The 20,819-nt window shown below is 69.7% G+C and carries 17 protein-coding genes; 8 read left to right on the top strand and 9 right to left on the bottom strand.

Annotated features, from left to right (window positions below):
* Positions 1–264 precede the first annotated feature (264 nt).
* On the bottom strand, positions 265–633 hold the full coding sequence (locus tag ASG27_RS24815) for a hypothetical protein (protein ID WP_056413042.1): 369 nt from the start codon (positions 631–633) through the stop codon (positions 265–267).
* Positions 634–736: 103 nt separating this feature from the next.
* On the opposite strand from ASG27_RS24815, the gene ASG27_RS24820 reads away from it, so the two are divergent.
* The gene (locus tag ASG27_RS24820) at positions 737–1,384 is read left to right on the top strand and encodes an ABC transporter ATP-binding protein (RefSeq protein WP_235503939.1); all 648 of its coding nucleotides are present in this window, start codon (positions 737–739) and stop codon (positions 1,382–1,384) included.
* Between the two features lie 60 nt (positions 1,385–1,444).
* Positions 1,445–2,077, top strand: a complete 633-nt coding sequence (locus tag ASG27_RS24825; RefSeq protein WP_056413046.1) for a LysE family translocator — start codon at positions 1,445–1,447, stop codon at positions 2,075–2,077.
* A 61-nt stretch (positions 2,078–2,138) separates the two neighbouring features.
* On the opposite strand, the gene ASG27_RS24830 is transcribed toward ASG27_RS24825, so the two are convergent.
* From ASG27_RS24830 to ASG27_RS24860, 7 genes are all read right to left on the bottom strand, one after another.
* Positions 2,139–2,993, bottom strand: a complete 855-nt coding sequence (locus tag ASG27_RS24830; protein WP_056413049.1) for a LytR/AlgR family response regulator transcription factor — start codon at positions 2,991–2,993, stop codon at positions 2,139–2,141.
* A complete protein-coding gene (locus tag ASG27_RS24835) occupies positions 2,990–4,060 on the bottom strand; it encodes a sensor histidine kinase (RefSeq protein WP_056413052.1) in 1,071 nt (356 codons plus the stop codon). Before ASG27_RS24835 ends, ASG27_RS24830 begins: the two co-directional genes overlap by 4 nt.
* Positions 4,061–4,102: 42 nt before the next feature.
* Positions 4,103–4,408: a 2TM domain-containing protein gene (locus ASG27_RS24840; protein ID WP_056413055.1), complete on the bottom strand. Its 306-nt coding sequence runs from the start codon at positions 4,406–4,408 to the stop codon at positions 4,103–4,105.
* A gap of 35 nt (positions 4,409–4,443) precedes the next feature.
* Complete coding sequence (locus tag ASG27_RS24845) at positions 4,444–5,487, bottom strand: alpha/beta hydrolase family protein (protein ID WP_056413147.1); 1,044 nt, start codon at positions 5,485–5,487, stop codon at positions 4,444–4,446.
* A gap of 62 nt (positions 5,488–5,549) precedes the next feature.
* Positions 5,550–5,855: a 2TM domain-containing protein gene (locus ASG27_RS24850; protein ID WP_056413058.1), complete on the bottom strand. Its 306-nt coding sequence runs from the start codon at positions 5,853–5,855 to the stop codon at positions 5,550–5,552.
* 56 nt (positions 5,856–5,911) lie between these two features.
* Positions 5,912–6,481 (bottom strand): DUF6622 family protein, encoded by a 570-nt coding sequence (locus tag ASG27_RS24855; protein WP_056413061.1) that lies wholly within the window; start codon positions 6,479–6,481, stop codon positions 5,912–5,914.
* A gap of 72 nt (positions 6,482–6,553) precedes the next feature.
* Positions 6,554–6,967, bottom strand: a complete 414-nt coding sequence (locus ASG27_RS24860; RefSeq protein ID WP_056413064.1) for a DUF2306 domain-containing protein — start codon at positions 6,965–6,967, stop codon at positions 6,554–6,556.
* Positions 6,968–7,342: 375 nt separating this feature from the next.
* Here ASG27_RS24860 and ASG27_RS24865 point away from each other — a divergent pair, with 375 nt between their 5' ends.
* The 6 genes from ASG27_RS24865 (at position 7,343) to ASG27_RS24890 (ending at position 19,090) form a co-directional block, all read left to right on the top strand.
* Entirely contained in the window at positions 7,343–8,680 is a 1,338-nt protein-coding gene (locus ASG27_RS24865) for an efflux RND transporter periplasmic adaptor subunit (RefSeq protein ID WP_056413068.1), read from the top strand.
* A gap of 15 nt (positions 8,681–8,695) precedes the next feature.
* A complete protein-coding gene (locus ASG27_RS24870) occupies positions 8,696–11,956 on the top strand; it encodes an efflux RND transporter permease subunit (RefSeq protein ID WP_056413071.1) in 3,261 nt (1,086 codons plus the stop codon).
* Complete coding sequence (locus ASG27_RS24875; RefSeq protein ID WP_056413075.1) at positions 11,953–15,135, top strand: efflux RND transporter permease subunit; 3,183 nt, start codon at positions 11,953–11,955, stop codon at positions 15,133–15,135. The genes ASG27_RS24870 and ASG27_RS24875 overlap by 4 nt, the downstream gene beginning before the upstream one ends.
* 9 nt (positions 15,136–15,144) lie before the next feature.
* Positions 15,145–16,641, top strand: coding sequence for an efflux transporter outer membrane subunit (locus ASG27_RS24880; protein ID WP_082485766.1), 1,497 nt, complete (start codon positions 15,145–15,147; stop codon positions 16,639–16,641).
* 127 nt (positions 16,642–16,768) lie between these two features.
* On the top strand, positions 16,769–17,593 hold the full coding sequence (locus tag ASG27_RS24885; RefSeq protein ID WP_056413153.1) for an undecaprenyl-diphosphate phosphatase: 825 nt from the start codon (positions 16,769–16,771) through the stop codon (positions 17,591–17,593).
* A 162-nt stretch (positions 17,594–17,755) separates the two neighbouring features.
* Positions 17,756–19,090: a diguanylate cyclase domain-containing protein gene (locus ASG27_RS24890; RefSeq protein WP_156370450.1), complete on the top strand. Its 1,335-nt coding sequence runs from the start codon at positions 17,756–17,758 to the stop codon at positions 19,088–19,090.
* A gap of 127 nt (positions 19,091–19,217) precedes the next feature.
* Here the strand turns inward: ASG27_RS24890 and ASG27_RS24895 are convergent, their stop codons facing one another.
* The gene (locus ASG27_RS24895) at positions 19,218–20,711 is read right to left on the bottom strand and encodes an FAD-binding oxidoreductase (protein ID WP_056413080.1); all 1,494 of its coding nucleotides are present in this window, start codon (positions 20,709–20,711) and stop codon (positions 19,218–19,220) included.
* Between the last annotated feature and the right edge of the window lie 108 nt (positions 20,712–20,819).

A 20,819-nucleotide genomic window follows, 5' to 3' on the forward strand; every position in this document is an offset into this window, starting at 1 on the left:
GTGGCGGCCATGGTGTGCAAAAGGGTCATGCTGCGCTCCACTGTCCGGCCGTGGACGCAAAAGGTACCGCACCGCGGCGCGCGGTGCGGGTGTGGCGGGGGTACTGGAGGTGGCGATCCATGGGGTGTCCTTGGTACGCTGCGCATCCGCAATCCGGGCGCGACAGCTTGCATTGAGGATAGACCCGCAGGCCCTGCGGCCACTGTAGGCCGACGGCGCGCCGTTGCGCAGGCTGTGCGGGGCTTTGTGGCCGCCAGGGGGGATTCACGCTATATCGAACGCGCTGCGCAGCGCTGCGCAGAACGCTGCGCTGCCGCTGATCGACAGCGTCCAGGTGGTGCGTGCAGGCGCCGGGCTGCCCGGGACGCTGTGGATGCTGCCGGACAGCGGCTCGAAGGCGAGTTGCAGCGGCGTGCTGACTTCCTGCACGCCCTGCAGGTCGTACTGCCACTGGCCCCCATCTTCCGCCGGGCCGCAGGCGCCGGGGAATTCGGCGTGGGCCCACTGCAGCACCTGCGCCACTTCGGCCTGCAAGGGCGGCAGCTGTGCGGGCGACACGCTGGCCATGGCGTCGAAGGTGCCGGTGCCTTCGTCGTCTTCGCTGTAGTCAAAGTCCAGGTAGTTCAAGGTCATTGCGGCATTGTGCGGGAGACGTATGGCAACCTGGCGCGGCCACGCGTGCTGGTGCGCTCGGTGCGTGCGCGGCCCACTCTCTAGAATTCCTTCTTTTTTCAATGTGCAAGGACGCGCGGTGGCCGACAACGTGGTTTTGAGGGTGGAGCGCCTGGGTTTTGCCTACCCCGAGTGCGCGGTGCTGGAGGACGTGTCTCTGGCCTGGCCCGCAGGCCTGGCACTGGTGCAGGGCGATGAAAGCAGCGGCAAGACCACGCTGCTGCGCCTGCTGGCGGGCGAGCTGGCGCCCCGGTCGGGCGAGGTCACGCTGCAGGGCGTGCGGCAGCGCACCGACCCGGCGGCCTACCGCGCACAGGTGTTCTGGCAGGACCCGCGCAGCACGGCGCTGGACGAGCTCACCGCACGGCAGTGGCTGGCGGGGCTGCCTGCGCAGCATGCACGGTGGGATGCTGCGGCCCTGGCGGCCCATGTGGAAGGCTTTTCGCTGGAGCCGCACCTGGACAAGCCCTTTTTTGCTCTGTCCACCGGCAGCCGCCGCAAGGTGCTGATGGCTGGCGGCCTGGCCAGCGGGGCGGCGCTCCTGCTCATCGACGAACCGGTGGCGGGGCTCGACAAGCCCTCGGTCAACTACCTGGTGCAGGTGCTGGGCCGGGCCGCCGCCGACCCGGCGCGGCTGGTGGTGGTGGCGCACTACGAGCCGCTGCCGGGCGTGGCCTGGGGCCGCACGCTGACGCTGGCCCGGGCTCGGTAAACTGGGCGCCTTCCCCCGGCAGTTTTTTCTACTTTTTTTCCTTTCATCCCAAGGAACACCATGGACGCGCTCCTCTTCGCCCCCGTGGCGGTGGCCATTGCGCTCACGCCCGGCCCCAACAATTTTTGCGGCCTGAACAACGGCATCCGCGCCGGTGTGGGCGCCGCGCTGGTGGCTACGGTGGGCCGGGTGGCGGCGTTCGCCATCTTCCTCACGGTTTCGGCCGTGGGCCTGGGAGCCATGCTGCTGGCGTCCGAGACGGCGTTCACCGTGGTCAAGTGGGTGGGCGCGCTGTACCTGTTCTGGCTGGGCTGGCGTGCGTGGCGCAGCCGCGAGTTCAGCGGGCTGGAGGTGGTGGAGGGCGGCGATGTGAAGGCGTCCGGCGCGCCGGTGAACCTGCGGGCGCTCATCACGCAGGAGTTCCTGCTGGGCATCACCAACCCCAAGGCGATCATCTTGTTCGCCGCGGTCTTTCCGCAGTTCATCGACCCGGCCCAGCCGGCGGTGCGCCAGTTCGTGGTACTGGGCGCCGTGTACCTGGCCGCCGAGTTCGTGTCCACGGCGGTGTACGCAGCGGGTGGGCGGCAGATCCGCCGCTTCATCCGCACATCGCGCGGGGTGGTGCGGCTGAACAAGGCCACCGGCGGCTTCTTCATGGGCGCGGGCGGCCTGCTGCTGGCCACCAACCGGTAGCGCGGTGACGCGGTAGAGCGAGCAGCGGGCCGCGCAGCCAGGACAGCCCTGCGCTGCTGCGCTACATCGCCTTGAACAGGTGGGCGTACAGGCGGCTCACGGGCAGTTTCTCGGGCCGGCCGGCCAGCTCCAGGTGCAGCTTGCCCGCCTCGTCGCGGGTCACGGTGGTGATGCTGCTGGCGCGCACCAGCGTGCTGCGGTGGATCTGCCAGAACACCTGGGTATCGAGCTGGCCGATCAGGTCCTTGAGCGGGGTGCGGATCAGGTACTCCCGCGCTGCGGTCAGCACCCGCACGTACTTGTCGGCCGCCTCGAAGTACAGCACGTCGGCCACCGGCACCATGTGGATCTGGCTGCCGCTGCTGGCCTGGATCAGCGTGAGCGGCGTGCCCGCCGCGGGCGTGGCAGGCGCTGTTGCGGCTGCGGGTGCGGGTGCCGCCACCCCCGGCGCCACCAGCAGATGGCGCAGTTGCGCCATGGTTGCTTCCAGATCAATAGCTGCTGGCGCTTTGCTGGCAAGCGCCAGCTGCAGTTTTTGCACTGTCTTTTGCAGCCGGGCCGCCTGCACGGGCTTGAGCAGGTAGTCCACTGCCTGGGCTTCGAACGCCTGCACCGCGTACTGGTCGTAGGCGGTCACGAACACCAGCGCCGGGAAGGGGCGGCCCGCGGGGCCGTCCGTCGGCCAGGCGTCGGCCAGTTCCACCGCCGCATCCAGCCCGCTCTGGCCGGGCATGCGGATGTCGAAGAACAGCACGTCCGGCTGCAACGCCAGGGCCTGGCGCACGGCGGACAGGCCGTCGCCCACCGTGGCCACCACTTGCAGCGCGGGCCAGGCGCGGGCCAGCTCCTGCTGCAGCGCGGCGGCGAGCAGGGGTTCGTCTTCGGCGATCAGGGCGCGCACGGCAGGCTGGGTCATGGGGTGGTGCTCGATGGGCTCGATTTCAAGGGAAAAGTGACCGTAGCGCTTGTCCCGCCAGCGCTACCAGCTATCAATTTCAGAGTGCCCGCCGTTCCGTGCAGCGTGGCCAGCCGCTCACGGGCCTGGGCCAGGCCGAAGCTCTGCCCCGGGCCCGGGGTGGGCAGGGTGTCGGGCAGGCCCGCGCCGGTGTCGATGACGTCGAGCACCAGTTGCGGCCCGCCGTCACCCGGCCGGGTGCTGGCGCGCACGGTGATGTGCCCGCCCTCGACCTGCGGCTCCAGGCCGTGGCGGATGGCGTTTTCCACCAGCGGCTGCAGCAGCAGCGGCGGCACGGGCACGCCGCGCAGCGCGTCGGGCAGATCCAGCGTGTAGGCCAGGCGCGGGCCCATGCGCACCGCCATCAGCTCCAGGTAGTCACGCAGGCGCTCGAACTCGTTTTCCAGCGGGTGCTGGGTGCTGCGCGATGCGCTGAGCGTGGCGCGCAGGTAGCCGATCATGCGGTCCAGCATCTCCTGCGCGCGGGCCGGGTCGGTGCCGATCAGCATGCGCAGGTTGGCCAGGGTGTTGAACAGCATGTGCGGCTCGAGCTGGGTCTCCAGCAGCTTGAGCTGCGCTTCGCTGGCCTGGCTGCGCACCTCGTTCACCTTGGCCAGCAGCCAGGCGCTCTTGCTCTTGGTGTAGAAGTAATAGGTGCCCAGGAACCCCGCCACCACGGTGATGCCGATGGAGATGCGCAGCTGCGCGCGGCCGCCCTGGTCCCACGACGAATAGCCGCACCACCAGTCGCCCAGCAGCGTGCCGCCCAGGTAGCCCAGCACGATGCTGGCAAACGGCAGAAGAAACCCGGACAGGCCCGTGGGCCAGCCCGTCTCCTTGCTGGACGGAAACAGGTGCCGGCCGAAGTCGATCAGCGCCCAGGTCAGCGAGCCGATGGCGATCGAGTAGCGGGCCGGGATGTCGTAGGCCTTCTCGGGCTGGAAGGCGTACTGCAGGGCGGCGATGGCCAGGCAGAAGGCCAGCACTTGCAGCAGGTGCTGCAGTTTCTCGATCCAGTCGATTTTCATGGCAGCGCGGGCGTGGAGGTCGGGGGCTCGGAGCGGTGCGTGCTAGCGCTGGTTGCGCTCTTGCTGCTCGCGCAGCAGCCGCTCGCGCTCCTTGTGCACCATGCGCTCGCGCAGCCCGCTGCCCGTGCCCAGCACGAACACCGAGATGCCGTGCAGCGCCAGCCCCAGGCCCCAACCCAGCAGGGGGAACACCGACCAGGGCCGGTTGCCGAAGCCGTAGCGCGACATGCCGAACACCACCAGGTTGACCACGACGAAGGCCGCGGCATGCACATACCAGCCCAGCTTGGCGCCGGCGCGCCGGCGGGCCAGTTGTTCGATGTCGTCGGGAGTCATGGGGTGGGGCATGGTGAAGGGTGGATTCTAGGGCGCCGGACTGCTGGTCACGGCGCACGCCGCAGCGGTTGCAGCGGCTGCAGCGGCTGCAGCGGCTGCAGGTGCTGGGCAAAGAACGCCACCACCTTGGCGTCCAGCTGGGGCAGGGTGCTGCTGCGGTCAAACCCGGGCGGGTCTCCCAGCAACTGCTGGTGCACCGTGCCCAGCAGGTGCATCGGCGGCAGGGGCGAGAGCATGGCGCCGTGGCTGGCGCCGGGCAGGTGGGCGACCAGGGTGCAGCGGTCCTGGCAGGCGGCCAGCACCGCGCTGCTGTGAAATTGCGGCACCTGATTGATGTCCAGGCCCGCGGTGATCAGCCCCAGCGGAATGCGCGGAGTGGCCAGCGTGGCCATGTCGAAGTCGGCGGCAAAGGGCACGAAGGCGATGGCCGCCTGCACGCGCGGGTCGCTATAGGACTGGTCGGTGGCGTCGTCGAAGCGCTGGCGGATCACGCCCAGCGCCACGGCTTTCTTCAACCCGTCCAGCAGGTTGCCGTGCAGCCGCGTGATGAAGCCGACGCAGGACGAGAAGTCCTCGGCGATGTGGGCCTCGCAGTGCTGGCGAAAGCGCGCCGGGGACCAGTGGCCTCCCGCGAGCGTCAGCGCGGTGTGGCCGCCGGCCGAGCCGCCGAACACGCCCACCGTGGCCGAGTCCACCAGCGGCGCCAGGCGCGCATCCTGCGCCACCGCGTCGATGGCGCGAGAGACTTCGGCGGGGCGGCGTTTCCAGCTCTCGGGGCCGGGGGTGGATGGGTCCTTGTAGTTGTCGCCCACATGTTCGGGCAGGGCGACGACGAACCCGGCCGCGACCAGCGCGCGCGCCAGGTCGGTGTGCACCCAGGGGCTGCCGCCGGAGCCGTGGGTGATGACCACCAGCCGCCCGTTGCCCGGTGTGGCTGCGCCGTCCAGGGCCAGGTGCAGGGTGAAGGGGCCGCGCGTCACTGCCTGGTCGGCGCTGCCGCTGGGGTAGAACACGGTGACCGGGCCATCGCCCTGCAGGCCAGGCAACTCCCTGAGTCCCGTGCCGGCGTGGGCGGCGGTGGCGGTGGCCATCGCCAACAGGCCCGTGGCCAGCAGCCGCCACGCCGGGGTGCGCGCGGCGACCGGTGTGTGGCTCACAGGCGCCGCTCCTGTTGCAGGGCCAGACGGTTGCGCTCGGCCTGCACCATGCGTTCGTGCAGCCCGCTGCCCGACACCAGGAACACCACCATCCCGTGGATGGCCAAGCCCAGGCCCCAGCCCAGCGCCGGGTACACCGCCCAGTGCCTGCCGCTGGTGGCAGACAGGGTCACGAGCAGCAGGTTGACCAGCAGGTACACACCGGCGTGCATGTACCAGCCCAGCTTGGCGCCTGCGCGTCTGCGGGCCTGGCGTTCGATGGGGTCGAGGGCGGTGTCGTGGTCGAAGCGGTGGTGGCGCATGGGGAACTCCTGGGGGATCGAGGTGGGTGGTGGAGGGGGGGCGAGGGGGGCCGCCTTCAGGCGCTGGCAGCCTGGCTGGCCAAGCCCGCGCTGCTGCGCACCAGGCGCCACAGCCGCAGCGACCGGGCCGCGAACAGGCCGTTGAACACGCCGTAGAGCGCAGCGATCTGCAGGGCGAAGCTGCCGTCGCGGGCCAGGGCCGGCTGCATGGCCAGCTCGACGCCCACGAGGTACTTGGTCAGAAAGATGCCCAGGATCAATGCCAGCGGCATGGCGCTGCCCGGCAACTGGAAGCAGCGCGAGCCGCTGTCGTACAGCGTGCCTGCAGGCGCGGTGGGCTGGAACCACAGGGCCAAGCAGGTGGCGGCCGTGGCGGCAGCCATCCAGGCGCCCACGGCGCCGCCGGTATGGCCTGCACCGCCGAAGGCCGAGGCCAGCCCGTAGATGGAAAAGCCCGTCATGGCCACCGGCATGACCACCACCCGCACCAGGCTGGCGGTGCGGTCGAACAGCTGGCTGGCGCCCAGCCACACCAGCGCGGCCAGCAGGCCCCAGACCCAGTAGGGCGTTTGCTGAATGATCTGGCCCAGGGCCTGGGGCTGGTGAACGAGGAGTTGGAGCAGCATGGTGAAAATCCTTGGAAGGGGGTTGAAGCGGTGGGGAAGGCGCTGGTGAGCAAAAAACGGGGCGCCGCGGCGTCAGATCACGCCCAGCTGGGTCCACAGCGAGTGGCCGAGCAGCCGCCCGGGCAGCAGGGTGAAGGCGCCCGCCACCACGCAGGCGCCGAAGTAGACGCGCTGCATGACGGCCCTGTGGCCGGTGATGTTGCGGCGGGCCAGGTAGACGAACGACAGGGCCAGCATGCCCAGCGTGATGGGGATGAGCAGGTGGATCAGGCCGAAGCTGCCCCAGCGGGGGCCGCCGCCACCGGTGATGAAGAGGGCCGAGACGGCCGTCGCCACCATCAGGGTGACCCAGGCGTAGCCTGCGGCCCGGTGCAGGCGGGGGCGTTGGGTGGCGCCCTTGCGGGCCCACAGGGCCACCGGGCCGATGGCAATGGCCGCCAGCGCTGCGGCGACATGGATGGCGATGACGGGGGTGAAGCTTTGCATGGCGGGTTCTCCTGGCGGTCGGTCGATGGGGTGGACTGTGCCGATGCACCCCTGTCGCCGCCAGCGGCTTGCGACGAAATGCCGCTTGGCGGGCGCGAAATGCAGTCGGCGGGAGCGGCCGGAGCAACATTCGGCGATGGCCTACGGTCCGCAGCGCCATGGCGGACGCCTTTTTGCGCCGGCGAGCAGGCAAACTACCGGGGGTCGTGAGGGGGCCGGGCCGGTGCAAGGACAAAGACCCGGCTGGGCAGGGGCCGCGAGGCGGCTGCTGCCCGAGGTTTACTTTTCTTCGCACAGCGTTCAAGGCAGACCGTGAACTGGCCCCCTACGATGCTCTGACCCGGCCGAACCCAAGAACACCCACCAGCTACCGCCATGAATCCGCAAGAAGAAGTCAACGCGCCCGCCCCGCAACCGGCCGTCCCGCCACAGCCCCCGCAGGCACCGCGCCGCCGGCGCCGCTGGATGGGTAGCGTGCTGGCGTTGCTGCTGGTGGTCCTGGTGGGCGGTGCGGCCTGGTACCTGGTCCAGCGGGCCAATGGCGATTCCGCCGCGGCGCCGGGTGCCGGCCCGGGTCGGGGAGCGCCTGGCGGGGGCCGGCCCATGGTCACCGTGGGTGATGCCGTGGCCCGCAGGGCCGAGCTGCCGGTGGTCATCGATGCGCTCGGCACCGTGATCCCGGCCACCACCGTGACGCTCAAGCCCCAGGTGTCGGGCACGCTGACCGAGGTGCTGTTCACCGAAGGGCAGATGGTCAAGAAGGGGCAGCTCCTGGCGCAGATCGACCCCCGGCCTTACGAGCAGGCGCTGATGCAGGCCCAGGGCACCCGCCAGCGCGACGAGGCGCAGTTGGAGAATGCGCGCCTCACGCTGGCACGCTACCAGACCCTGCTGTCGCAGGACTCCATCGCCCGGCAGGACGTGGACACGCAGGCCGCGCTGGTCAAGCAGCTCGAAGGCACGGTGATGACCGACAAGGCCCAGGAAGGCACGGCGCGCCTGAACCTGAGCTACACCCGCATCACCTCGCCGGCCACGGGCCGCATCGGCCTGCGCACCGTGGATGCGGGCAACCTCGTGTCCTCGGGCGACGCCACGGGCATCGCCACCATCACCCAGGTGGCGCCCATCGACGTGCAGTTTGCCGTGCCGCAGGACCGCGTGGCCGACGTGCTGGCTGCGCAGCGCGACGCCGACGCGCTGGCCGTGACCGCGCTGGACCGCACCCGCAAGTCCGAGCTGGATAAGGGACGCTTTTCCACCCTCGACAACCAGATCGACACCACCACCGGCACCGTGAAGGCCAAGGCGCGCTTTGCCAACGCCGCGGGCACGCTGTTCCCCAACCAGTTCGTCAACGTGCAGCTCTTGCTGCGCAATGTGCCGGCCATCGTGGTGCCGGTGACGGCCGTGCGCACCGGGGCCAACGGCGACTATGTGTATGTGATCAACGAAGACCGCACCGTGACGCTGCGCAAGGTCAAGCGCGGCCAGGCCACCGTGGGCCTGATGGCGATCGCCGAAGGCCTGAAGGAGGGCGAGCGCGTGGTCACCGAGGGCGGCGACCGGCTGCAGGACGGCATGGCCGTGCAGACGGCCGACGGCCAGGGCGCGCGCGGGCCGCGCTCGGGGGCGAGCGGGCCGCGCAGCGGTGCGTCCGGCCCCCGCGGAGAGCGCGGGGAACGCCGCCAGCGTCCACCGCAGAATCCTTGAGCGCGCGCTGACACCATGAGTCCTTCGCGTCCGTTCATCGAGAGGCCCGTCGCCACCGCCCTGCTGATGCTGGCCATCGTGCTGGCGGGGCTGCTGGGCTTTCGCTTCCTGCCCTTGTCGGCCCTGCCGGAGGTGGACTACCCCACCATCCAGGTCCAGACCCTGTACCCCGGGGCCAGCCCCGAGGTGATGAGCCGCACGGTGAGTGCGCCGCTCGAGCGCCAGTTCGGCCAGATGCCGGGGCTGGAGCGCATGGCCTCGACCAGCGCGTCGGGCGTGTCCATCATCACGCTGCAGTTCGGCCTGGGCCTGGCGCTCGACGTGGCCGAGCAGGAGGTGCAGGCGGCCATCAACGCCGGCAACTCGCTGCTGCCCGCCGACCTGCCCGCGCCGCCGGTGTACGCCAAGGTCAACCCGGCCGATGCGCCGGTGCTCACGCTGGCCATCAGCTCCGACACGCTGCCGCTGACCGAGGTGCAGAACCTGGTCAACACGCGCCTGGCGCAAAAGATAAGCCAGGTCACCGGCGTGGGGCTGGTGTCGCTGGCGGGCGGGCAGCGGCCCGCGGTGCGCATCCAGGCCGACACCAAGGCGCTGGCGTCGTACGGCATCGGCCTCGATACCCTGCGCACGGCCATCACGTCGGCCAATGCCAACAGCGCCAAGGGCAGCTTCGACGGACCGCAACGCTCCTACACCATCAACGCCAACGACCAGCTGCTCACGGCCGACGACTACAAGAACCTCATCGTCTCGTGGCGCAACGGCGCGCCGGTGCGCATGATCGAGGTGGCGCGCGTGGTGGACAGTGCCGAGAACAACCGCCTGGGCGCCTGGGCGGGCCTCAACGAGCTGCCCGGCGCTGCGCCCGACCGCCGCCAGCCGGCCAGCGCGCCCGCATTCGGCAGCGGCAGCGGGGGGGCCGATGCAGGCGCGAAGGAGCCCGGGGCCACACTGACCCCGGCCATCATCCTGAACGTGCAGCGTCAGCCCGGGGCGAATGTGATCGCCACGGTGGACAGCATCAAAAAGCTGCTGCCCGAGCTGGAGGCCGGCCTGCCCGCGTCGCTCAAGGTGCAGGTGCTCTCTGACCGCACCACCGGCATCCGGGGCTCCGTGCACCACGTGGAGCTGGAGCTGATCCTGGCGGTGCTGATGGTGGTGCTGGTGATCTTCTTCTTCCTGCACAGCCTGCGCGCCACCATCATCGCCAGCCTGGCCGTGCCCATCTCGCTCATCGGCACCTGCGGCGTGATGTACCTGCTGGGCTACAGCCTCAACAACCTGAGCCTCATGGCGCTGACCATCGCCACGGGCTTCGTGGTGGACGACGCGATCGTGATGATCGAGAACATCGCGCGTTACCTCGAAGAGGGCGAGCCGCCGTTCCAGGCCGCGCTCAAGGGCGCCACGCAGATCGGCTTCACCATCATCTCGCTGACCGTGTCGCTGATCGCGGTGCTGATCCCGCTCCTGTTCATGAGCGACGTGGTGGGGCGGCTGTTCCGCGAGTTCGCGGTCACGCTGGCCATCACGATTTTGATCTCGGGCGTGGTGTCGCTCACGCTGGTGCCCATGATGGCCGCGCGCTGGCTGCGCCCCGAGCCCGTGGGCGGGCAGCACGGCATTGCGGGCCGCATCAACCGCGGTTTCGACCGCGTGATCGCGGGCTACGACCGCTGGCTGCAGTGGGTGCTGCGCCACCAGGGCGCGACCCTGGTGGTGGCGGTGCTCACGCTGGTGCTCACCGCGCTGCTGTACGTCGTCATCCCCAAGGGCCTGTTCCCCACGCAGGACACCGGGCAGCTGCAGGCGCGCATCGAGGCGTCGCAGGATGTGTCGTACGCCCGCATGAGCGAGCTGCAGCTGCAGGCCTCGCGCGCCATCCTGCAGGACCCGGACGTGCAGTCGCTCAGCTCCTTCGTGGGCGTGGACGCGGCCAACAACACCATGCTCAACGCCGGGCGCATGCTGATCAACCTCCAGCCCGACCGCGACGGGCAAGAGGCCATCATGCAGCGCCTGCGCGAGCGGGTGCGGTCGGTGGCGGGCGTCACGCTGTACCTGCAGCCCACGCAGGACTTGACCATCGACGCCGAGACCGGGCCCACCGAATACCGCGCGTCCATCGGCGGCGTGGATTCGGCCCAGGTCAACGACTGGACGCGCAAGCTGGCCGAGCGCCTGAAGACCGAGCCCAAGGTGCGCAACGCCACCACCGATGCGGGCGCGCAGGGCCTGTCGGCCTACGTGGACATCGACCGCAACACAGCGTCGCGCCTGTCCGTCACGGCCAGCAATGTGGACGACACGCTGTACAGCGCCTTTGGCCAGCGCATCGTGTCCACCATCTTCACCGAGACCAACCAGTACCGCGTGATCCTGGAGGCGCAGCAGGACCAGCTCAACACGCCCGAGGCCCTGGGCACGCTGCAGCTGCGCACCGGCTCGGGCGCGCCCACGCCGCTGGCGGCCATTGCCACCATCCGCGAGCAGCCCGCGCCGCTGCAGGTCACGCGCGTGGCGCAGTACCCGGCGGCCACGCTGGGCTTCGACAAGGCGCCGGGCGTGTCGCTGGGCGCGGCGGTGGATGCGATCCGCGCCGCCGCCAAGGAGATCGGCATGCCCGCCGGGCTGTCGATGGAGTTCCTGGGCGCGGCCGGCGCGTACGAGAAGTCGCTGTCCAGCCAGCTGTGGCTCATCCTGGCGGCCATGGTGTGCGTGTACATCGTGCTCGGTGTGCTGTATGAGAGCTACATCCACCCGGTGACCATCCTCTCGACCCTGCCGTCGGCGGGCGTGGGCGCGCTGCTGGCGCTGATGCTCACGGGCAACGACCTGGGGGTGATCGGCATCATCGGCATCATCCTGTTGATCGGCATCGTCAAGAAGAACGCGATCATGATGATCGACTTCGCCATCGACGCCGAGCGCAACCAGAACAAGTCGCCGCAGGAGGCCATCCACCAGGCGGCGCTGCTGCGCTTTCGGCCGATCCTCATGACCACGCTGGCGGCGCTGTTCGCGGCGCTGCCGCTGATGCTGGGCTGGGGCGAGGGCGCCGAGCTGCGCCGGCCGCTGGGCCTCGCGATCTTCGGCGGGCTGATCCTGAGCCAGATGCTCACGCTGTTCACCACGCCGGTGATCTACCTCGCGTTCGACCGCATGGGCCGCCGCGTCACGGGCCGGGGCACTGCCGCGGCGCCGCAGCAGGGGGCAGGGCCTGAAGCAGCTGCCGGTGTGCGCACCGGTGCGGGTGCGGGAGACGTGCGGTGAACCTCTCGCGCCCCTTCGTGGAGCGGCCGGTCGCCACCGTGCTGCTGACCATTGGCCTCGCGCTCGCGGGCATCGCGGCGTTCTTTGTGCTGCCGGTGTCGCCGCTGCCGCAGGTCGACTACCCGGCCATCTCGGTGTCGGCCAGCCTGGCCGGCGCCAGCCCCGAAACCATGGCCACCAGCGTGGCTACGCCGCTGGAGCGGCGCCTGGGCGTGATCGCGGGGGTCAACGAGATGACCTCGTCGAGCTCCAACGGCTCCGCCCGCGTGAGCCTGCAGTTCGACCTGAACCGCGACATCGACGCCGCGGCGCGCGAGGTGCAGGCCGCCATCAACGCGTCCCGCGCCGACCTGCCTTCCACGCTGCGCAGCAACCCCACCTACCGCAAGCGCAACTCGGCGGCGTCGCCCGTCATCATCCTGGCGCTCACCTCCAAGACCCGCACGCCGGGCGAGATCTACGACGCGGTGTCCAATGTGGTGAGCCAGCGGCTGTCGCAGGTGGACGGCGTGGGCGAGGTGGAGATCGGCGGGGGCTCGCTGCCCGCGGTGCGCGTGGAGCTGCTGCCGTTCGCGCTCAACCGCTACGGCATCAGCACCGAAGACGTGCGCGCCGCCATCCAGGCCTCGAACGCCAACCGCCCCAAGGGCGCCATCGAGGGCGACGGTCGCCGCCTGCAGATCTACACGCCGTCGCCCGCGCGCAAGGCGTCCGAATACGAATCCTTGGTCGTCGCGTGGCGCAACAACGCCGCCGTGCGGCTGGGTGATGTGGCGCGGGTGGAAGACGGCGTGGAGAACCGCCGCACGGTGGGCCTGTTCAACGGCGAGCCGGCCATCATCGTGCTGGTCACGCGCCAGCCGGGCGCCAACATCATCGAGACCGTGGATTCGGTGCGCGCGCTGCTGCCCGACCTGCAGGCCCAGCTGCCGCAGGACATCCAGGTGGCGGTGGCGTCGGACAGCACCAACTCCATCCGCTCGTCGCTCAAGGAGATCGAGCTCACGCTCATGGTCTCCATCGCGCTCGTGGTGCTGGTGGTGGGGCTGTTCCTGCGCAAGGCGCGGGCCACGGTGATCCCGGCGGTGGCCACGGTGGTGTCGCTGCTGGGCACTTTTGGGGTGATGTACTTTTTGGGGTTCAGCCTGAACAACCTGAGCCTGATGGCGCTGACGGTGGCCACCGGCTTCGTGGTGGACGATGCCATCGTGGTGCTGGAGAACACCATGCGCCACATCGAGTCCGGCATGGACCGCATGCAGGCGGCGCTGCAGGGCGCGCGCGAGGTGGGCTTCACGGTGCTGTCCATCAGCCTGTCGCTGGTGGCGGTGTTCATACCGCTGCTGTTCATGGACGGGCAGGTGGGCCGGCTGTTCCGCGAGTTCGCGATCACGCTGTCGGCCGCGGTGATGATCTCGCTCGTGATCTCGCTCACCACCACGCCCATGATGTGCGCGTGGCTGCTGCGCGCGCACGACCCGGCCGATGACAAGCCGCCATCGCGCCTGGCCCGCTGGGCCGAGCGCGGCTACCAGGGCGTGCTGCGCACCTACACCAGCAGCCTGGACTGGGCACTGGCCAGCAAGGGGCTGGTGGTGCTGATCCTGCTGGCGGTGGTGGGGCTGAACGTCTACCTGTTCGCCAAGATCCCCAAGGGCTATTTTCCGGAGCAGGACAACGGCCAGCTCAACGCCGGCCTGCGCGCCGACCAGAGCATCTCGTCCGACGCGCTCGCGGCCAAGCTGCGCCAGGCGGTGGAGATCATCCGCAAGGACCCGGCGGTGGACACGGTGGTGGGTTTCTCGGGCGGCAGCCGCGCGGGCGGCGGCTTCATGTTCGTCAACCTGAAGCCCCTCAAGCAGCGCACCGACAGCACGCCCGCCGTCATCGCGCGGCTGCGGCCGCAGCTCAACCAGATCACCGGCCTCAGGGTGTTTTTGAACCCGGTGCAGGACCTGCGCATGGGCGGGCGGTCCAGCAATTCGACCTACCAGTACACCCTGAAGAGCGACAACATGGCCGACCTCAAGCTGTGGGCGGGCAAGCTGGCCGACCGGCTCAAGGACGAGACCCTGCTGAAAGACGTGGACACCGACCTGGCCGAGAACGGCGTGGAGACGTACATCGAGGTGGACAAGGCTTCCGCATCGCGCCTGGGCGTGACGTCGTCGGCCATCGACAACGCTCTGTACAACGCCTTCGGCCAGCGCTCGGTGGCCACGATCTACGGCGAGCTCAACCAGTACGCCGTCATCATGGAGTGGGCGCCGGAGTACACGCGCGGCCCGCCGGCCTTGAAGGACATCTACGTCGCCGCCAACCCGAGCGGCGCCACCGGCACGGTGGCCAACCCGGGCCAGCGCGGCGCGTCCACCGGCCAGGTGATCAGCACGGCGGCATCGACCATGGTGCCGCTGAGCGCGATCGCCAAGGTGGTGGAGCGGGCGTCGCCCACCTCCATCAGCCACCAGGACGGCGAGCTGGCCACCACGGTGTCGTTCAACATCGACCCGGGCACGTCGCTCGGCCAGGCCCAGCAGGTCATCGCGCAGGCCGAGGCCGACATCGCCATGCCCACCAACGTGCGCGGCAGCTTCCAGGGCACGGCGCTCAGCGCGCAGCAGTCGCAGGGGCAGCAGGCCTTCCTCATCATCACGGCCATCATCGTGATCTACATCGTGCTCGGCGTGCTGTATGAAAGCCTGATCCACCCGATCACGGTGCTGACCACGCTGCCCTCGGCCGGCGTGGGGGCGGTGCTGGCGCTGCTGCTGTTCAACATGCAGTTCACCATCATCGCGCTCATCGGCGTGTTTTTGCTGATCGGCATCGTCAAGAAGAACGCGATCATGATCATCGACTTTGCGCTGGAGGCCGAGCGCGCGCGCGGCCTGTCGGCGCTCGATGCCGTGCGCGAGGCCTGCATCCTGCGCTTTCGGCCCATCCTCATGACCACGATGGCGGCTGCGCTGGGCGCGCTGCCGCTGGCCATCGGCTTCGGGCAGGGCTCGGAGTTGCGCCAGCCGCTGGGCGTGGCGATCATCGGCGGGCTCATCGCGAGCCAGTTGCTCACGCTCCTGACCACGCCCGTGGTCTATGTGCTGCTGGACAGGCTGCGCACGCCCGCCCCCAACGAACAACATCTGAGCCGTGCCGGCGCCCCCGGCGCGGCCACCTGATCGGTGCCCATGACACATCTCCACGCCCCGCTCACACCCGGCGCGCACGCCGCCCGGCCCCCCCTGGCCCGCCCGACCACGCTGGCACTGGTGCTGGCAGCCGCTGCCCTGCTGTCCGCCTGCTCGGTCACGCCGCCCTACCAGCAGCCCGAGATGGCGGTGCCCGCGTCGTTCAAGGAGGCCGGTGCCACCTGGGCACCCGCGGCGCCTGCCGACGCGCTGGACCGCGGCCCCTGGTGGGAGCTGTTCCAGGACGCCGAGCTCAACCGCCTGGCCGAGCAGGTGCAGCTGTCCAACCAGAACATCGCCGCGGCCGTGGCCGCCTATGCGCAGGCGCAGGCCGTGGTGCGGCAGCAGCGGGCAGGGCTGTTCCCCTCGGTGAGCCTGTCGGGCGGTGCCACGCGCACCGGCGGCGAGGGCGCCGCCCGCTCGGGCCTGACCACCCAGGCATCGCTGGGGGTCGACTGGGCGCCGGACCTCTGGGGCCGACTGCAAAGCGGCGTCACCGGCGCCCAGGCCAGCGCGCAGGCGAGCGAGGCCGACCTGGCCTCGGCGCGTCTGTCGGCCGTGGGCACGCTGGCCTCGGCGTACTTCCAGCTGCGCGAGGCGGATGCGGAGATCGAGCTGCTGCAGGCCACGGTGGAGGGCTACGAGCGCAGCCTGCAGATCGTGCGCAACCGCTACGGTGCCGGGGTGGTGGCGCAGACCGACGTGCTGCAGGCGCAGACCCAGCTGGCCAACGCGCGCGCCGACCTGGCCACCGTGCGGCAGAACCGGGCGCGCTTCGAGCATGCGCTGGCCGTGCTGACCGGGCGCGCCCCGGCCGACTTTTCGCTGGCGCGTGCGCAGTGGGTGGCTGCGGTGCCCGACGTGCCGCTGGGGGTGCCCTCGACGCTACTGCAGCGCCGGCCCGACATCGCAGCGGGCGAGCGCGCGGTGGCGGCGGCCAATGCGCAGATCGGCATTCAGCGCGCCGCGTACTTCCCGAACCTGAGTCTGGGCGGGTCGGTGGGCAGTGGCGGCAGCAGCGTGGCCGATTTGTTCAAGGCATCCACACTGGTGTGGTCGCTGGGCCTGTCGGTGGCGCAGACGATCTTCGATGCCGGCGCCACGGCGGCCCGGGTGGAAGAAGCCCAGGCCGCGCGCGAGGGCCGCGTGGCGGTCTACCGCCAGACGGTGCTCACGGCCTTCCAGACGGTGGAAGACCAGCTCACGGTGCTGCGCACCTTGCAGGAGCAGGAGCCCCTGCGCCGCGAGGCGGTGGCCGCGGCGGAGCGCACGGCGCAGCAGCTGCTCAACCGCTACCGCGAAGGGCAGGTGGGCTACACCGAGGTGGTCACGGCCCAGGTCTCGGCGCTGTCGGCGCAGCGCGCGCTGCTGCAATTGCAGGTCAACCGCCAGCTGGCGGCGGTGACGCTGGTGCAGGCGCTCGGCGGCGGGTGGCAGGCGCCGTGGCAGGAGCAGCAGCAGGCTCCGGCTCAAACGCTACCGCAGTCCCGGCCCTGAGGGGGCTGGGGCCTGCGCGGGCCCGCCACAGGCCCGCTGCGCATATACTCCTGTTTTGATAGCTGCTAGCGCTTGCCAGGCAAGCGGTGGAGCCCGATTTGGCTTAAATTTTCCTTAAGGAGTGCGCGTGGACGTTCTATTGCTGGTCAAGGCCGCCATCATGGGTGTGGTCGAGGGCCTGACCGAGTTCCTGCCCATTTCCTCCACGGGGCACCTGATCCTGGCGGGCTCGCTGCTGGGCTTCGACGATGCCAAGGCCAAGGTGTTCGACATCGCCATCCAGACGGGCGCCATCTTCGCCGTCATCCTGGTGTACTGGCAGAAGATCCGCGAGACGCTGGTGGCCCTGCCCACCGAGCGCCAGGCCCAGCGGTTCGCGCTCAACGTGTTCATCGGCTTCCTGCCCGCCGTGGTGCTGGGCCTGCTGTTCGGCAAGATGATCAAGGCGCACCTGTTCACGCCGGTGGTGGTGGCCAGCACCTTCATCCTGGGCGGCTTCATCATCCTGTGGGCCGAGCGGCGCTCGCCGGCCGCCACGCGCATCCAGACGGTGGACGAGATGACGCCGCTCGATGCGCTCAAGGTCGGCCTGGTGCAGTGCCTGGCGATGGTGCCCGGCACCAGCCGCAGCGGCGCCACCATCATCGGCGGCATGCTGCTGGGCTTGTCGCGCAAGGCGGCGACGGACTTCTCGTTCTTCCTGGCCATCCCCACGCTGATCGGTGCGGGGGTGTACAGCCTGTACAAGGAGCGCGCGCTGCTGTCGGCGGCCGACATTCCGATGTTCGCGGTCGGGCTGGTGTTCTCGTTCATCAGCGCCTGGCTGTGCGTGCGCTGGCTGCTGCGCTACATCAGCAGCCACAGCTTCGTGCCGTTCGCGTACTACCGCATCGTGTTCGGCATCATCGTGCTGGTGACCGCCTGGACGGGCTGGGTGCAGTGGGCGGATTGACGGCTGCGCATTCACTCGGATTGGTTATGGGACGAAAGTGATAAGCTGATGGCACACCCTGCCGCTCGGCGCAGGGGCCGAGGCGCGCGGCGGTGACCTTCCTGGAGGGCTGGCGCGCGGGGCGTTCCACCGATGACCCTGCCCCGCTGGGGCTTTCGCCGCATGATGCAAGACGATCCAGAGTTGTCCGACTATCGGGCCATCGCCCCCGGGCACAGCCTGTCCAAGGACGAGTTGCTTGATGTGATCACGCGCAGCGCTGGCGCCACCATGGCGGTGGTGGACCGCAGCCTCACGATGCTGTATGTCAACGATGAATACGCGCGCTGGTTCGGCACCGTGCCGGAGCAACTGGCGGGCAAGTCGTTGACCAACATGTACGGCGATGCGGCGGTCACCGCATTCATGCCCTTCGTCGCCCGCGTTCTGTCGGGTGAGCGGGTTCAGTACCAGCGTCTTTTGCGCACGCCCTACGGCTTTGACGAGTGGCGCACCATCTGCCTGACGCCCTGGCACAACCGTGAAGGCTCCATCGAGGGCTTCATCACCACCGCACTCGATGTGCACGAGCTGCAGGTCACCATGGACGCGCTGCGCGCCGCCAACCAGCGCCTGTCCTCGCACATGGAAAACAGCCCGCTGGCGGTGCTGGAAATGGACCACAACCTGCGGCTGCTGCACTGCTCGCAGCGCGCGGTACAGCTCATGGGCTGGCTGCATGTGGCGGACCTGCAAGGGCAGTTGCTCAACGAGTTGCTGGACCTCTCGCCCGCGGATGCGACCCTGCAGCTGGCCCTGCAGCGCCTGCAGTCGGGCCAGGAGTCGCAAAACCGGGCCGAGACTTCCTTCACGCGCGACGACGGGTCCGAGGTGCATTGCGAGTGGTTCAACTCGGCGCTGACCGATGCCGAGGGGCAGGTCACATCGATCATGGCGCTGGTCGAGGACGTGTCCGCCAAGATCGAGATCGCGCGCCAGCACCACTACCTGGCCAACCACGATTCGCTCACCGGCCTGCTCAACCGGGCGGCCTTCCAGGCCCAGCTGGAAAAAGCCCTGGAGCCCGCGCGCAGCGTGGGCTGCGTGGCGCTGCTGTTCATCGACCTGGACGGCTTCAAGAGCGTGAACGACACCGAGGGCCACCGCGCGGGCGACGAGGTGCTGCGCATCGTGGCGCGGCGCATCGCCGGCACCGTGCGGTCCGGCGACACCATGGCGCGCCTGGGGGGAGACGAGTTCCTGGTGATGCTGGAGCACGACGTCACCCGCGACGTGACGGACACCATCGGCCACCGGCTGCTGGAGGCGCTGCAGCAGCCCATGCTGGTGGACGGGCGGGAGCTGTCCATCGGCGCGAGCATCGGCGTGGCCGTGTGCCCACCGCTGGGCGGCCACATCGACGATCTCATCAACCGCGCCGACCAGGCCATGTACAGCGCCAAGCGCGCGGGCAAGGGGCGCCTGCACTACGCGGACGCAGACGCGGACGCGGGCTGATTCGCCGGCTGGCCGGCGGGCAGGGCGCCCGGGCCGGGGCCAGTGCCGGGCCGTGACCTGCCACACCACACAACACCACGCAACGCAACGCAACGCCAGGGCGCTGGGCCCTGGCGGCAAGCTGCTGCTACCCCGGCAGCGCGATGCTCTGCGCGAAGTGGAAGAAGTTGGTCGGGTCGTACTGCGCCTTCACCTTGCGCAGCCGCGGGTAGGCCGGGCCCCAGTAGGCGTCGGCGAAGTTCTCCAGGCTGCCGTCGGGGTAGTTCTGGTAGACGTGGCCGTTGAGGAACGGCTTGACCAGCGCCATGAAGCCGTCAAGCCAGGCCTCCATCTGCGCCCGCTCGGCCGGGTTGCGCCAGAACACGTCCACCACCAGGTCGGCATCTGCGCTGCGGTGGATGAAGGCGCTGTCTTCCACCGGGTAGCGGTTGATGGCGCCGCCGTAGGCCTCCAGGTAGGCCAGCGACCAGGTGTTGGGCGAGGTCTTGAAGTAGTCGATGATGCGCTGCCAGTCGGCGGTGCTCAGGCGCGCGCTGATGTAGCCGCTGGCCTTGGACTCGGCCACGCCATTGGGCAGGTTGTCGGGCAGGGTGTAGGGGTGGTCTTCGAGCCAGGTGTTCATGGCCGGGTAGCTGCCGGTCTTGTCCACCAGCAGCTTCGCACTGGGGACGGCCAGCAGCGGCGCGATGGCTGCCAGGCCCGCATCGCGCGGTCCGGTGTACATGCCCTGCACCATGTACACGGGCACGCCGTTCTGGTAGCCCAGGTTCATCATGTAGCCCAGCGCATCGGGCGCGCCGGTCTTCATGAAGTCGCGCTGCATGAGGGTGAGGACTTCGGCGGCATGGGCCTCGTCCCAGCTGATGGCCCAGGCCCACACGTCGTCCAGGCGCACCATGCGGTAGGTCACCTGCAGCAGCACGCCGAAGTTGCCGCCGGTGCCGCCGCGCATCGCCCAGTACAGCTCGGGGTTTTCGGCCGCGCTGGCCAGCACGATCTTGCCGTCGGCCAGCGCCACGCGGAAGGATTCCACCATGTCGCTCTGGATGCCGAAGGCCCGCGAGGTGTAGCCGAAGCCACCGCCCTGCACGAAGCCGCCCACGCGCACATTGCCGCAGGCGCCGGTGGGCACGTGCCAGCCGGTGCCCCTCATGGCACCGTTGAAGGTGTCGAAGTCGGTGCCGGGCAGCACATGCACGCGCCGGGCCAGCGGGTCGAGCGTGACGCCCGAGATGCCGCTCAGGTCGATCACCATGCCGCTGTTGACCGAGTAGCCTGCCGTGCTGTGGCCGCCGCTGCGCACCGCCACCCACAGCCGGTACTTGCGCGCCACGGCCAGGCATTCGAGCACGTCGCCTTCGCACACGCAGTAGACGATGACCTGGGGGTAGGCCTGGAACGCGGGGTTCGACTCCTGCCGGTCCTTGTCGTAGTTGCGGTCCGACGGCAGCACCACGCGCCCGACGATGTTGTATTCGAGTTCGGCGATGGCCTCCCACGAGATGGCTTCACCGGCGCCGTCGCCGGCAACCACGGCGGCCGTGTTCAATGCGGCGTGTGACCTGAAAAGTGCGATGCGTTCGTCCTTGGCGTGACGGGCAGGGCTCTTGCGATGGGGCATGGCGAACTATCCTCCAGAGTGAAAGGGAGCCCCGTGTTTATCGCAGGCCGTGGGTTTTGACCAGTGCTGAATGACCGCTGTTGCCCGCGCAGTGCATGCGAGGGGTCG

It is taken from the genome of Acidovorax sp. Leaf191, assembly GCF_001424425.1.
Classification (GTDB): domain Bacteria; phylum Pseudomonadota; class Gammaproteobacteria; order Burkholderiales; family Burkholderiaceae_C; genus Acidovorax.